Here is a 14,540-nt window from a genome sequence, read left to right as displayed (position 1 = left end):
TCAGCTATCTTTGTAAATTGTATTTTATTTCACCTGATATACATTAAAATACAGGTCTTTCATATAGTCGATCAGGTATTGCGGATTAAGCGGTTCATGTGTTGCATCCATGATTAATTGATTTGGTTTTCTAGATGCACCATATTGATGGATATGCTCTGACATCCAGTTTTTAATTGGAGAATAATCGTCTGACGCTAGAACATTTTCCACATCTATTTCTTGCTGCAAAGAATGAAGTAATTGCGCAGCATACATATATCCTAATGCATAAGATGGAAAATAACCAAAGCTTGCACCTGACCAATGAACGTCTTGTAGGATGCCTTCCACATCATTTGTTGGTCGTATTCCCAGATACTCTTCATATTTTTGATTCCATATTTCAGGTAGTTCAGCAACATCTACCCCTTCATTGAAAATCATTTTTTCGATTTCATAACGAATGATGATATGGAGAGGGTAAGTTAAACTGTCTGCCTCGATACGAACCAAACTTGATTTTGTATGGTTCAATGAACGATAAAATTTGTCAAAAGGAATATCATCGAATGTTCCTTCTGCACATTCTTGAAAGAAAGGATATTGCTTTTTCCAGAAGCTGCGACTACTTCCAATAATGATCTCGTTAAACAACGATTGTGATTCATGGATACCCATTGATGTACCTTCATAAACCGGTGTATACGCATATTTATCATCGATGTCTTGTTCATACATACCATGACCAGCCTCGTGGATCACTCCAAAAACAGCCATTTTGAAATCTGTTTCGTTCCATCGTGTCGTGATTCGTGCATCATTCGGATTAATTCCAGTCATAAATGGGTGGACAGTGTCATCTAAACGACCACGACTAAAATCATAACCAAGTTGTTCGATTACTTTCACTACAAATCTCTTCTGTTGTTTTTTCGTCATTCTCCGATTTAAAAAGTCTGTTTCAGGTTCAGTCCCTTTTTCTTGGAGCGTACGGCGGATCGAAAGAATTCCTTCTTTAAGCTGATCAAATACCTTATCAAGGATTTCGACAGTCATCCCGGGTTCGTATTGATTCAGCAAAACATCATAATTCGTCTTTTCATCTTTTCTCCAGTAAGGTATCAACTGTTTTGTTAATTCAATATTTTGATTCAATGCGTGTTGAAAATCAGAAAATTGTTGTGTTTCTCTAGCTTTTTGCCATTGTCCGTGTGCTGAAGAAACGGCAGCTGTATATTTTCTCATAAGATCTTCCGGTACGCGATGTTCCAAATCATACTCTTCTTTTACTTTGGCAAAAACGGCAGTTCCAACTTCCGACAATTCTTCCGGATGTTCAGAAAAATAGCGAATGGCTTCTTTGATTTTTGGACCGATTTTTTTTGAAAAATAAATGCTGTAAAGATAGCTGTCTACTTCACTTCGGTATGCACTAGCTTTTTCAGGCATACCTGTTTGTGTATCCCAATCGAGGATTCCTAAAGCTTGTTGTAGAAGATTGATTTCTTTTACTTCTTGTAAAAATTCCTTTTCATTCATCCAAAAGTCCTCCAACTTATCCTAGTTATCATTTATCCAATAGCTATATCTCACTTACATTTACTACATTTCCTTTGCATCGATTAATTCAAACCGTTCAACAGCCAGTGGCATTTCTTCATAAAATTCTTTTCCAATTTGGGGCATTAACTCCCTAAAAAACTTTTTATGAGCTTTATACCAGTAATCATAGCTCAAATCACCCTCACCCTCAGCACGGGCAATTTCTTCTGTTACTTCATTCATCGGCATTATCGTCATATCTGTATACTTTATGATTCCTACAGGTTTGTCTTTACTATTTAAAACAATGGTATAACTTCCGATTTTAGACAAAGGATCTTCATCGTAATACAGGTATTCATCGTATGATGAACATGACGCTGTTTTGATCCCCTTTAAAATCAAGTCCGCTAGCTCATCAGCCATCGGTGTTCCTTCCCAACCCCACTGCTCTGCGGTAACATTTGTTTCAGGGAGTTCACCTTGCCAAAATTCTTTCCAATACTTTTTTGCTTGTTCATTCATTTTCAATTCCTCCAAAAATCATAAGTTTAAAGGTTTTAAATCCCCAACTATGGTTTTTAGGTACCCATACTTATATCCTAGTTATTCGTTTTCAGCCCGTTCTTTTCTAGGCGGACGAGTTCCCCAATACTGGAATAGATCCGTACGCAATGCACCATTATACAATTTTCTTTTTTTGGTTGCTTTTTGTCCGTAAAATTCCTCAAACGATAAGTCGCTAGTCAAGATATATTTACTCCATGTTTTTAATGGACGGAATACATCGCCCATTTCTTCATATAATTTCCGAACAGTTTCTTCTTCTCCTAGACGTTCTCCGTAAGGCGGATTAGCCACGATGACCCCGTATTCTTTATCCGTTTTGAAGTCTTTAACTGCTTGTTGCTTAAAGGTAATCGAAGAGCCTAATCCGATTTCTTCTGCATTGGCTTTGGCAATTTCAATCATCCGTCCATTGATATCTGAACCAGTAATATCTAATTCAATATCATAATCTGCTTTTTCTTCGGCTGCTGATCGAACATTTTCCATGATTTCTTGACTGAACCAATCCCAAGATTCGCAAGCAAACTCACGATTGAATCCTGGTGCGATATTATGGCCTATTAAGGCTGCTTCAATACAAAGCGTACCTGAACCACATACAGGATCATAAAATGGACGATCTTTTCGCCAATTTGTCAACATAACAAGTGCTGCTGCCATGTTTTCTTTCAATGGTGCTCCACCTTTTTCTAAGCGATAACCACGTTTGAATAAACTTGGTCCTGTCGTATCCAGAGTTACCATCACATGGTCTTTCAGCAAAGCTACTTCCAACTGAAAATGTGCGCCAGTTTCCGTCAGTGGTACAGAAGCTGGACGGTGATAATAGGTACGGAGACGTTCAACGATTGCTTTTTTTGTGATCGCTTGGCAATCAGGTGTGCTATATAGTTTCGACTTGATCGATTTTCCAGCTACAGGAAAAGCTGCATCTAGTGGAAGAAAATCTTCCCAAGGCAATGCTTTTACGTTTTCAAACAATTCATCAAACGTATACGCATCGAATTCCCCAACCACGATTTTTACTCGATCTGCTGTACGTAACCATAAATTAGCTGTAGCGATCGTTTCCATTGTTCCTTCAAAACGTGCACGTCCGTTCTCAACTTGGCATTCGATTCCAAGATCTCTTAATTCTTTACCAACCAGTGCTTCTAGCCCGCTTGCCGCAGTTGCGACGAGGTTGAACTTCCTGTTTTTTTCCATACACAATCTCCTTATTTATAAAAAAAGGAGGTGGGACATCAGTCCTACCCCACACTTTTACTCAAATTCCGAATAACCGGTGATACAAAAGTTTGTTTTGTAATAAGAACGACTCATCTGAAGTATTGAAAAATAGCTTTCAAATGTTTTTCTTGTTTCTTATAACGCATTACTTTTGTCACGACCTAATTCCCTGATGTTTGCGGTTTTCTATAAGCCATGTTCTGTACTTTGCTTTTCCAGGGAGAAAAAACAAAGCGGTAACCATCTATCTGCAGTTATACTGCCTTTTTGTCCTGTTCTTCTTCCAGACAAAAAGCGCCCCTACCATTGTTTGGGTTGCTCGCTCGAGGGGTTTACCGCGTTCCACCGGATGGGTTTCCCCAGCCGCTTCGTCACTGTGGCACTTTCAAGGATACTTAAGCATAGCCGAAGCCTTAGCTTGTTTTCCTGCCGTTACTCCAAAGAGTACCTTAGCTTATGGTTTCGCTAAGCACGAACACTACAGGCATCACAGCCTGTGCGAGCATGGACTTTCCTCAGCCTGATCAAGTCAGACCGCGATTACCCGAAAACCGCAAATTCATTAATCAAAAATTAAAATTGACGTGTTTTTTCATTGTCATCTAAGCTTGTGTCTGCATTTGTGTAGTTATTTGGATTAGGTTGTGCTGGTTTGACTGCACTTGCTTGTTGATCAAGCTTTTTACCAAATACTTCACGTTCAAGATTTGACAAGCGTTTTAAGATATCAAAATTGGTCACTGCTGCGCTCTTTGGTGCCTCTGTTTGTTGCACGCGTGTTTGAGCTGCTCCTTGAGTTTTAGATAATTGAGCTACTTTTGCACTCAATCGATCGTTTTCTTCCTGTAAAGCAAGGAGTTCTTTGCTGTAAGTTTCATAATCTTTGATGATATTGTCTAAGAATTCATCAACTTCAACGGGATCATAGCCGCGCATTTTTGTTTTGAATTCTTGTTGTAAAATGTCTTTAGGACTATAAACCAAATTCGCCATATTTACACCTCTAGTTTTCATTTACGTAATAACATTTCTACCTTTTTCATTGTATAGGAAAAAAGTTGATAAATCAAACACAATATCGATTACTCACTAAAATTTTGAAGATCGTCCATACTGATCAGCCGAATTTCGTAGGGATGATCTGCTTGGTAATTCTGTGCATCTTCAAAAAAATACTTCGTTTTTCCAGGGAATTCTTCATCATAGATCAGCAAACAGCCCACTGTATGTTCAAGTATAAAACGAGTGTGATTCTTTAACTGACTAGGTGATTGATAGGGTTGATGGCTAACAGCTTCGACATAATCTGCTAATTGTTCTGCTAATTGTTTTTTTTCTTGGTTCCCTTCATTCCAGTTATTACCAAAATCAGCAAAAGGATACAAAATACCAAGGGATAGTTCCGGATATTCTTCTTTCAATTCCGCTACTATTTGCACAGCCCATAGTTCGACGCCTAGATTTCCACTAACGAGTACCCATTCCAGCCCTTCTTCTGCTAACTGATGGAGTTCTTTTTTTAAAACATTTTTAACAACTTGGATTTTAGGATCATTTTCTTTAAAAACACCGAGTTCGAAACTTCGATACCCAGACACATAGATTACTTTTGACTTATCCATCTCAGATTCCTTTTCTTTCTATCCGCTTTTTTGCTATAATGTGGCCTAGGAGTGTGATTAAAGATGGTATTGCGCTATCCAAATGGCCAACCTTATTATAAGAATGCCTCTCCCGTCGAAAAAATTCAAGAAAAAAGAAATCAGATCACTGAATTCGGCAATCGGGGGATGCGCTTTGAAGAAGCAATCAATGAAAGTAATAAATATTATCTTTCCCGCGGGTTGGCGGTTATCCATAAAAAGCCTACCCCTATCCAAATCGTGAAAGTAGACTATCCTAAGAGAAGTGCTGCTGTGATCAAGGAAGCCTACTTTACCCAAGCCTCAACTACAGACTATAATGGCGTCTATCGAGGCTTTTACTTGGACTTTGAAGCAAAAGAAACCAAGAACAAAACATCTTTTCCCTTTAAAAACTTCCATGCCCATCAAATCGAACATATGAAAGCATGCCTCGAACAAAATGGGGTCTGCTTTGTCTTGTTATGGTTTTCGTCTTTGAAGCGCTGTTTTTATTTGAATAGTGTTCATTTGATTGCTTACTGGGACGCCCAAAAGGAAAAAGGACGCAAATCACTACCTTTATCTTTGATCGAAGAACTAGGAATAGAGATCAAAACTGGTATTTCTCCGCGGATTCCTTATTTGGACGCGGTTGACTTCTATTTATCAACATTATCTATTGAAGGAGAAAGCAAGAATGGCAAATGAACAAACTAGAAGCTCTAGACGACAGAAACAGCCTACTCCTAAAAAGAGTGTGAAGAAGAATTCTGGCAAAGGTTCTGGAAAGTCCTCTGGAACACATAAAAAAGGATTATTTATCAAGATCCTTTTAGGAATACTCTCATTTTTCTGTATCCTCTTTTTAGCGGGTATAGGACTTTTCTGGTATTACGCAAAAGATGCGCCCGAATTGACGGATAAAAAATTAGACGCTACCGTATCTTCCAAACTATATACACAAGATGGCGAACTATTCGAAGATTTAGGCGCAGAAAAGCGTGAAAAAATTTCTGCGAATGAATTACCGAAAACATTAGAAGATGCGATCGTGTCGGTAGAAGATCGCCGTTTTTATAAACACATCGGGGTTGACCCTATTCGGATCATCGGTTCTGCCCTCTCTAACTTTACCTCTGGCGGACTGCAAGGCGGAAGTACTTTGACACAGCAATTGATCAAACTGTCCTTTTTCTCCACCAGTGCCGAGGATCAGACCCTGAAACGCAAGGCCCAAGAAGCGTGGATGGCTGTAAGATTGGAACAAAAAAAATCGAAACAAGAGATCTTGACCTACTACGTAAATAAAGTGTATATGTCAAACGGCTTGTACGGGATGGAGACAGCTTCTGAGATGTACTTTGGCAAGAAATTATCAGAACTTTCTTTACCGCAAACAGCATTGCTTGCTGGGATGCCTCAAGCCCCTTCTGCCTATGATCCTTATGTTTATCCAGATCAGGCGAAGAAAAGACGAGATACTGTTTTGTATACGATGCTTCAAAACGAAAAAATCTCTCAAACAGAATATGATCAAGCTGTTAATGTACCGGTAACGGATGGTCTGCAAGAACTAACTCAATCCGATGACAATACTAAGATCGTCGATAATTATGTCAAAGAAGTCATCAATGAAGTACAAGAAAAAACAGATAAGAATGTCTACACAGACGGTTTAGAGATTTATACGAATTTGGATCTGGACGCCCAAAAGAAACTATATGATATCGTCAACACGGATCAGTATGTCTCTTACCCAGACGACGAGATGCAAGTTGCCTCCACCCTTATCGACACCAATACCGGGAAAGTAAAAGCCCAGATTGGCGGACGTCACATCGCAGAAGATGTAACTTTAGGCAACAACTTAGCAGTGAATACTTCCCGTGATTTTGGTTCTACGATGAAACCTGTCACAGATTACGGACCAGCTTTTGAATATTTGAAATATTCTACTGGAAAAACTATTACTGACGCACCGTATAACTATGAAGGGACTTCGACTCCTGTAGGAAACTGGGATAATCAATATATGGGCACCATTACTTTACGCCAAGCACTTTACTTATCCCGTAATGTTCCAGCAGTCAAATTATTCAATGAAGTCGGTTCAGATAAAGTGGCTTCTTTCTTAAAAAATCTTGGGATCGAATACAGTACGATCCATCAATCGAATGCGATCTCTAGTAATACGGAAGAACAAGATGGGACAAAATACGGAGCTTCTTCCTTAAAAATGGCAGCAGCCTATGCGGCTTTCGCCAATGGAGGGACTTATTACAAACCTCAATATGTTAATAAAATCGTCTTCCAAGACGGAACAGAAGAAACTTATGAGCCAGATGGAAAAACAGCCATGTCTCCAGAAACAGCTTATATGATCACAGACATTTTAAAAGATACGATCACTGAAGGTACTGGTACGAATGCGCAAATCGCTGGGTTATATCAAGCCGGTAAGACCGGAACATCCAATTACACAGATGACGAGTATGCAAAACTTGGTATTTCTTCTGGGGTGTATCCAGATATCTTATTTGCGGGCTATACGCCAAATTATTCGATTTCCGTGTGGACAGGTTACAATAAAAAAATGACACCTGTCACTTCAGAATCGTCACACGTAGCCTCTGATGTTTATCGCGAGCTTATGCAGTATGTTTCAGCTAACGTGACAAATACAGACTGGGAGATGCCAAGCGGATTAATTCGTGTGGGCGGTGAACTGTACTACAAAGATCAATATACAGCTAGATCGAATGCAATTACACCATCAACAACTATTCCATCTTCCAGCTATATCCAGACTCCTGGAAGCTCAACAACAGAGACAACGACTCAAAGCTCTAGCTCTACTAGTCAAAGCGAATCAACAGCTGAGTCCTCAAAAGAAAGCACGACAGCAGAAACAAGCGAGCCAGCGTCTTCAACAACGGTTCCTTCTTCTTCATCCGAAGAAAGCTCGACACCGTCTTCATCCGCTCCTCCTGCTTCTTCCAGTGAGCCAGCAACTAGCGGAGCGGATGCTGCAAATGACCATACACCATCCAGCAGCTCCTCAGCTTCTGGAAACAGATAGTAAAAAAGAAACCACGTCTACAAGCGTGGTTTCTTTTTTGTGTCTATGTAAAAAACAGCTACAAATAAAAATCATGTACCAAGCTGTATTACATGATTTTTTATAAGACTATCCAGCATATACATGTGTGATCTAACATTTAGCTTAAAAATTAGAAAATCCATTTTTCTTTTATCATTACATATACTTTATCCATTTACTTGTTTATAATTAAATCGGCTAAATACACACTAGTCTTTTATTTAGCGCCACTTCTTAATAATCCCATTGTTATTATCAAATAAAAAATACAATATATGGTTTTGAATAATTTTTTGAAAGAAGGCTTCATTTTGAGTTATCTGATAGTATGCTTAATTATCATAATTTGTCTGCACCATCTTTTTTTATCGAAAACAATACCTCGTTATTCCAAGAATAAAAAAGCTGAAAAATTTAGTTTTTTATTAAATAAATTTACTTTAGTTGCTCCTATCCTTGCATTTATTATTTTTTCTGTACTTTTAAGCACTACCCTTAAAGGAAAATTTATGGAAAGAAGCTCTCATGCAATGATTCTCACTTTTTTATGGTTGTTGTTCACCAGAATCTATATTTTTCTGATGAGCCTGAAACCGCCCAAATCCATTAGTTTATGTTTAGTTATAAATGGTATTTTTTTATTATCACTTATCATTTTTATTACACCTTTAGATAGATACGTCACTTATTTATATAATCCTTTGGAATACTGGACTTATTTTATAGGTATATTGGAAGGCATTATTTTCTACATCGGGTATTTTCCCAAGAAAAATAACAACATTTATTTTTATCGCAATAAATTGTAATAAGTTACCATCCTAGCTACTGAGTATGTACATTTACTTTTTCATGCAAAAAAGATAAACGAAACAGCTTTTCTCCATAATAACAAGATAATTCATACATTTATTTGCAATTAAAGAAACCACGTCTACAGGCGTGGTTTCTTTTTTAGCGCCTTTTCTTTTAGACGCATCCGATTTTTCCCATCTTGACATATTGATAGCAAAGGACATACCTCGCACTTGGGATTTCTTGCCGTGCAATGATATCTACCAAAAAAAATCAGTGTATGATGTGTCTTTACCCATAATTCTTGTGGTACTTTCCGCATCAGTGTTTCTTCTACTTCCATGACCGTAGCATCTAGTTTGCAGATCCTCAGGCGTTTTGAGACACGTTCCACGTGGGTATCTACTGCGATTGCTGGTATCCCGAATGCATCCCCCAATACGACATTTGCTGTCTTTCTGCCTACACCAGGAAGAGACATCAATTCTTCTCTTGACGTTGGCACTTGCCCATCGAAACGTTCAATCAGCTGCTGTGCACACGCTTTGATGTTTTTTGCTTTATTTCGATACAAACCAATCGTTTTTATTTTAAGAATGATTTCATCGATTGAAGCTTCTGCTAACGCATCGGGTGTCGGAAAAGAGGCAAACAAATCTGGCGTTGCTTTATTCACTGATACATCTGTCGCCTGGGCACTTAAGATCACTGCAATCAATAACTCAAATGGATTATTGTGCTTGAGTTCTCCATGTGCTTCGGGAAACATTCCATACATCGTTTCTAGAGCTTCCATTGTTTTTTGTTTGCTTAACATATTCCGCTACTCCTCCAACCAATTTTTCAGTGAGACTTTCGGCAATTCTTCTTGTTGAGCTGACTGTTCTACTTCTCTTTGAAGAATCTGCTGTTTTCTTCGTTTTTGGTCTTCTTCCACTTGTTGTTTTGTACGTAGATTTTTTCTTTCCCACGATAGCAAAATGCGGTCAACGTAATTAAAACTATAAGCCTGATTTAATACGGCTTCCCGCAGTGCTAGCTTCAAAATTTCCGGCTGATAATGGTCTTCTTCTAGCCATTGACCGATTCGCTGGAACTCGATCGAAGAAAGCGGGCGTCCAAATTCTTGTTCAAATAATTGATACACTGACTGGATTTCTTTTTCTTGTGTTTTTTCTTCGTATTTTTTTTCTTGTGTTTTTAAATACTCACCTAATAGATCATAGATGGGGTAAAGATTATATCGATCTGCTTTTTTACCGTTGACAATCGTCGTTTCTATCTTGATAAATCCATTTGTTACGAGACGATCCAGTATTTGAAAAATCTGATCTTGCTTGATTCCCATATCCATAGCAATCATCTGCAAATCAGGGAAAGTATCTCCTTCAAGCTGTGCCATATGCAACTGTAGAACAAATAAAAATTCTTCAGATTGTAGACCGATCCTATGGTAATTTTTAAGTAAAAGATTAGATATAACTGTTTGTCCAGCGCTTAAGTAATTTTCTAAATTCAACATGATTTCTCCTCCGCTCAATCACAGTATACGTAAAAAAAACATGGGAAGCAAGAACAGGTTTCTTTTCTATTTACTTCACTGATCGGTCAGATTTACAATGTCGTCTACTTGATTTTTGTTTGTTCATGTTTTTGATGCGTATTTTCACTTTTCGGAATAAATAAATTAAGTAGATTTCGCTGTTCCTTAGAATGTTGACAAGGAAACAAAATTACTATACACTATTTTTGTTTCCAAGTTAACATTATTGCATAAAGGAGTTTTTACATGTACAGTTTCACAAATAAACATTCTAAAGTTTTTGGATACATCTCTGTCTTATTCACTGGATTAGGATTTACTATCGTCAGTCCTGTACTTCCGTTTTTAACGCTGCCTTATTCTCACTCCATACATCAGCAAGCTTTCTATATCACTTTGCTCATGTCTGTTTATGCTCTAGCTGCCTTCTTATCTGCCCCCATTCTCGGTAGCTTAAGTGATCATTTTGGGCGTCGTCCGATCCTTATTATCAGTTTATTAGGATCAAGTATCGGATATTTGCTTTTTGGTTTAGGAAATTCGATATGGATGTTGTTCCTTGGTCGTATCATTGAAGGATTGACGGCAGGAGAAATCTCCACCTTATATGCTTACTTTGCCGACATCACGGAACCTAATGAAAGAACCAAAGTTTTTGGATGGATGGGTGCTTTAGTCGGTATAGGAACAACGCTGGGTCCTATTATAGGGGGTCTATTAGCTGAGTTGGGGAATTCTGTTCCTATATTTATTGGAGCACTCTTTACTTTCTTAAATGCCGTTTATGGCTACACATTTATGCTATAAAGCCTTCCAATAAAAAAACGTTCAGTAGATTTAAGTTTCTCCCATGTAAGACCTTTTCACCAATTACAACAATTATTCAAGATTTCATCCGTTATTCCTTTATTGACAGCAGGTTTTGCTGTTTGGTTGGCAGCTGGATCTCTTCAATCTATCTTTTCTCAATTTTCGATTGACGCCTTTCAGTGGAAAGCTGGGTTGGTTGGTTTAAGCTTCTCTTTGATTGGAATCTTGGATACTGTCTCGCAATTGTTCATTATGCCTCGATTGCTCAAAAAATTTTCAGAACAGCAGATCACAAGAATAGGGATGTTCAGTGAAATCCTCGTCTATCTATTCATCACATTATCTGGAATTCTTCTACTGCCGATTTTGTTTTTATTTGGGATTATCTGTTATGGTTTCGGTGATTCTATTTTTACTCCTGTATTCAATGGCCAACTATCCAATTCTGTCTCAGATAACCAGCAAGGTCTTGTAATGGGCGGTACCCAAAGTATACAATCTCTATCGCGCGTCATCGGCCCGCTAATCGCAGGACAGCTTTATGCTGCAGCACCATTTCTTCCGACGGTATTCGGATTTTTGCTTATGATTTTTGCCTATTATCACTACAATAAAAAATAGTAGCTTCATTTGCTACTTCGTATAAATTCTCTGTATCGACCGATAAAACGAAATACTGTGTCAAATTCTTCTTTTGACATATTTTCAAATAAAGTAGCATCTCGCTGTACCCATTTTTGATGGAGTTGCTCGTGTCTATTCCTTATTTTTTGTCCGATTGGCGTCAATTGAAAATAGATTTCTTTTTTATTCTCTTCGCTTTGATAAGTGTTTATGATCCCTCTAGCTATCAGTTTTTTTGTTAGCTTACTGATGGCTCCTCTAGTCATATAACTAGCATTCGCTAATTTTGTCACGTTAGGATCAGGGATTTTCCCGATATGTTCAATCACTTCTAGTTCATTTAGAGTAAATCCTGCAAATTCTTTTTCCATTTCTGGTTTATTACGATGAATAATCTCATTAGCTAAATCCAGATATTCTTCTATTAGCAGTTGTCTTTTATCCATTTCTACACCTTCTTTTTCTTTCATTATATTGTTTTTTTGTTTCCTATTCAACAAAGATAAAAATATTTTGCAGGAAAACCCAATCTGAAACCAAGAAAAAAAGGGGTTGACAAAGCTTGTCATAACCCCTTTTTCTGATTAAAAGATAGTAAAGAGACAGTCATCGGTAATTGTGATGATTTTTTGTCATCACTTAAGGATGAGCGGCCTTTTCAAAAACTGTCTTTAAAGATCATCATCAGTTTCTAGCACATACGGCTGACCTTCATATGTGTACTCTGTATTCAATGTGCCGTCATTTTCATCTGAGTAGATGCGTCTACTGAAAGGAAAACGATGAGAAACATTATCTTTGGCGTCTTTTGCTGGCATCGTGTAATATTCCTCTTGCGTTTCATTCAACTGAGAGAGTACTTGATCTGCCAACTCATCAATATTGATCGTTGATTTCTTCGAAGCACTTTTATAATCTTCTAAAAATGCATCTTGTTGGACAAAATATTCTTTATTCATCTTCTTTCTCACCTTTCTTTTCAAAATCAAATAAAGCTGCTTGTTCTTTTATGTAACAGCTTTATCTTTGCTGCTTATTGTGACAAAAAATCCGAAGAAAGACAACTAATTGTACTTTTCACAAAAAAGACAGAGGGTCGTGACAAAATTGTGTCACAACCCTTTTTCTTTATTGTGCAGTTTCGATTTCGCCTAGCGCTGCTTGTGCAAGTAGGTTCAAGTAATTCCATGGGCGGTCAAAATGTGGTTGGAAGAAGAAATCTGAAAGTGCGAGATCTTCTACAGTCATTTTATTTTGAACAGCTAAAGACATGGTATTTGCTGATTGTGTAATGTCGTATTTGGACATGAACTGAGCACCTACGATACGATTCGTTCCTTTTTCATAGACTAGCTCCATCATTACTTTTTCAGTAGTTGGCATGAACTCTGGACGATAATTATCTTCAAATACAGTCGCTTGGACTTCTAGATCGTTCAAAGTTGCGCTTTCTTTGGTCACACCTGTCGAACCGATCGCCCAGCCAAATAGGTAAAGTCCTGAAGTTCCTTGAGTACCACGATACGCCATTTTATGATCTGTCAAGTTATTTCCCACAAGCAAACCTTGACGAACGGCATTTGTTGCCAAAGGAATATAGTTTTGCGTGCCACTTGGATTGTAGTTGACTACTGCAGAGTCTCCAGCTGCAAAAATGTCTGGATTACTTGTCTGCATGTATTCATTCACTTTGATTGCCCCGTTTGGCAGTGTATCTACTTTTCCTTCGATCAGTTTTGTATTTGGACGGAAGCCCACACATAAAATGACCATATCTGTATCAAATGTATCTGTTGGTGTAGCTACTTGTTTCACTTTTCCTTCTTCATCTGTGATAAATTCAGTAACATTTTCGCCTAGCGCAAGAGTAACACCGCGGTCTGTCAATTCTTTTTCTAAGATATCTGTGAATGGTTTATCTAGATATTTATTCAAGATGCGATCTAATCCATCAATCAATGTCACTTGTTTTCCAGATTCGACAAAAGCTTCTACTAATTCAATACCGATATATCCACCACCAACAATTACTACACGTTTTGCTTCTTTTGCTTGTGCAATAATTTCATTTGCTTGATTGTAGTTTTTGCATAGGAGTACATTTTTCGCATCGATTCCACTAATCGGTGGGATAATAGGCCATGAACCAGTTGTCATCACTAATTTATCATAAGAAACCGTTTCTGTTTCTCCTGTTTTCAGATCTTTTGCCGTTACTGTTTTATTTTCTGTATCGACGTCTGTTACATCGTGTTCCATTTTAACTGTTGCTCCTAATGAAGATAATTCTTCAGGATTTGAGTAGAACAAGCCTGCTGGGTCCTTTACTACTCCTCCGACATAAAGTGCGATACCGCAAGATAAGAAAGAAATATTGTCATTTCTTTCATATACTGTCACTTCTGCTTCTGGATGATTTTTTAAAATACTTTTTACAGCTGCAGTACCTGCATGAGTACAGCCAATTACTACTACTTTCATTTATGGTCCCTCCGATTAACATTTTGTCCTTCGACAAAACTACTATAACAGAAATAAAACGGATACAACAGTTTAATGCTTGTGAATTCACAAAGGTTTGTTTGTAGTTTCATTCCTTTTCAAGCATAAGAACCCAATATCTACAAGATTCTTATTGTGATAATATTCACTTTGATATCTAAGATTGTGAATAAAAGACAAAAAAATAAAAAAGCTAGCGTTTTTTTTACACAGCTAG

At 37.8% G+C, this 14,540-nt stretch carries 13 protein-coding genes, 1 other RNA gene and 1 pseudogene; 4 read left to right on the top strand and 11 right to left on the bottom strand.

Features of this window, described 5'->3' with window-relative positions:
* Positions 1 to 24: 24 nt before the first annotated feature.
* The 6 genes from OZ002_RS04910 to OZ002_RS04885 form a co-directional block, all read right to left on the bottom strand.
* Positions 25 to 1,521: a carboxypeptidase M32 gene (locus OZ002_RS04910; protein ID WP_002324814.1), complete on the bottom strand. Its 1,497-nt coding sequence runs from the start codon at positions 1,519 to 1,521 to the stop codon at positions 25 to 27.
* Between the two features lie 63 nt (positions 1,522 to 1,584).
* Positions 1,585 to 2,049: an ASCH domain-containing protein gene (locus tag OZ002_RS04905; RefSeq protein WP_002306785.1), complete on the bottom strand. Its 465-nt coding sequence runs from the start codon at positions 2,047 to 2,049 to the stop codon at positions 1,585 to 1,587.
* Positions 2,050 to 2,130: 81 nt separating this feature from the next.
* Positions 2,131 to 3,300, bottom strand: a complete 1,170-nt coding sequence (locus OZ002_RS04900) for a THUMP domain-containing class I SAM-dependent RNA methyltransferase (protein ID WP_156249011.1) — start codon at positions 3,298 to 3,300, stop codon at positions 2,131 to 2,133.
* Positions 3,301 to 3,508: 208 nt separating this feature from the next.
* Positions 3,509 to 3,876: RNase P RNA component class B (gene rnpB / locus OZ002_RS04895), an RNA gene on the bottom strand.
* A gap of 21 nt (positions 3,877 to 3,897) precedes the next feature.
* Positions 3,898 to 4,317 (bottom strand): cell division regulator GpsB, encoded by a 420-nt coding sequence (gene gpsB, locus OZ002_RS04890; protein ID WP_002295835.1) that lies wholly within the window; start codon positions 4,315 to 4,317, stop codon positions 3,898 to 3,900.
* Between the two features lie 89 nt (positions 4,318 to 4,406).
* Positions 4,407 to 4,946 (bottom strand): DUF1273 domain-containing protein, encoded by a 540-nt coding sequence (locus OZ002_RS04885; protein WP_002318743.1) that lies wholly within the window; start codon positions 4,944 to 4,946, stop codon positions 4,407 to 4,409.
* A gap of 63 nt (positions 4,947 to 5,009) precedes the next feature.
* Between OZ002_RS04885 and recU the strand changes: the two genes are divergently transcribed.
* From recU to OZ002_RS04870, 3 genes are all read left to right on the top strand, one after another.
* Complete coding sequence (gene recU / locus OZ002_RS04880; RefSeq protein ID WP_002289604.1) at positions 5,010 to 5,657, top strand: Holliday junction resolvase RecU; 648 nt, start codon at positions 5,010 to 5,012, stop codon at positions 5,655 to 5,657.
* Positions 5,647 to 8,028 (top strand): PBP1A family penicillin-binding protein, encoded by a 2,382-nt coding sequence (locus OZ002_RS04875; protein WP_002331793.1) that lies wholly within the window; start codon positions 5,647 to 5,649, stop codon positions 8,026 to 8,028. The genes recU and OZ002_RS04875 overlap by 11 nt, the downstream gene beginning before the upstream one ends.
* Positions 8,029 to 8,324: 296 nt before the next feature.
* Positions 8,325 to 8,858, top strand: a complete 534-nt coding sequence (locus tag OZ002_RS04870; RefSeq protein ID WP_156249012.1) for a hypothetical protein — start codon at positions 8,325 to 8,327, stop codon at positions 8,856 to 8,858.
* Positions 8,859 to 8,983: 125 nt separating this feature from the next.
* On the opposite strand, the gene nth is transcribed toward OZ002_RS04870, so the two are convergent.
* Positions 8,984 to 9,661: an endonuclease III gene (gene nth, locus OZ002_RS04865; protein ID WP_002296097.1), complete on the bottom strand. Its 678-nt coding sequence runs from the start codon at positions 9,659 to 9,661 to the stop codon at positions 8,984 to 8,986.
* A gap of 6 nt (positions 9,662 to 9,667) precedes the next feature.
* Complete coding sequence (locus OZ002_RS04860) at positions 9,668 to 10,366, bottom strand: DnaD domain-containing protein (protein ID WP_002331795.1); 699 nt, start codon at positions 10,364 to 10,366, stop codon at positions 9,668 to 9,670.
* Positions 10,367 to 10,633: 267 nt separating this feature from the next.
* Here OZ002_RS04860 and OZ002_RS04855 point away from each other — a divergent pair.
* A pseudogene (locus OZ002_RS04855) lies at positions 10,634 to 11,818 on the top strand (MFS transporter).
* A gap of 5 nt (positions 11,819 to 11,823) precedes the next feature.
* Here OZ002_RS04855 and OZ002_RS04850 read toward each other — a convergent pair.
* The 3 genes from OZ002_RS04850 to OZ002_RS04840 form a co-directional block, all read right to left on the bottom strand.
* Positions 11,824 to 12,267: a MarR family winged helix-turn-helix transcriptional regulator gene (locus OZ002_RS04850; RefSeq protein ID WP_123849715.1), complete on the bottom strand. Its 444-nt coding sequence runs from the start codon at positions 12,265 to 12,267 to the stop codon at positions 11,824 to 11,826.
* Between the two features lie 225 nt (positions 12,268 to 12,492).
* The gene (locus OZ002_RS04845; protein WP_002289544.1) at positions 12,493 to 12,780 is read right to left on the bottom strand and encodes a DUF5960 family protein; all 288 of its coding nucleotides are present in this window, start codon (positions 12,778 to 12,780) and stop codon (positions 12,493 to 12,495) included.
* A 169-nt stretch (positions 12,781 to 12,949) separates the two neighbouring features.
* Positions 12,950 to 14,302, bottom strand: coding sequence for an NADH oxidase (locus OZ002_RS04840; protein ID WP_156249015.1), 1,353 nt, complete (start codon positions 14,300 to 14,302; stop codon positions 12,950 to 12,952).
* Positions 14,303 to 14,540 lie beyond the last annotated feature (238 nt).

Origin of the sequence: Enterococcus sp. E4-150, from assembly GCF_035726465.1 — a bacterium.
Lineage (GTDB): Bacteria > Bacillota > Bacilli > Lactobacillales > Enterococcaceae > Enterococcus_B > Enterococcus_B faecium.
Note: the sequence above shows the minus strand (reverse complement) of the source record. Positions and strands in the feature narration are given on the sequence as shown.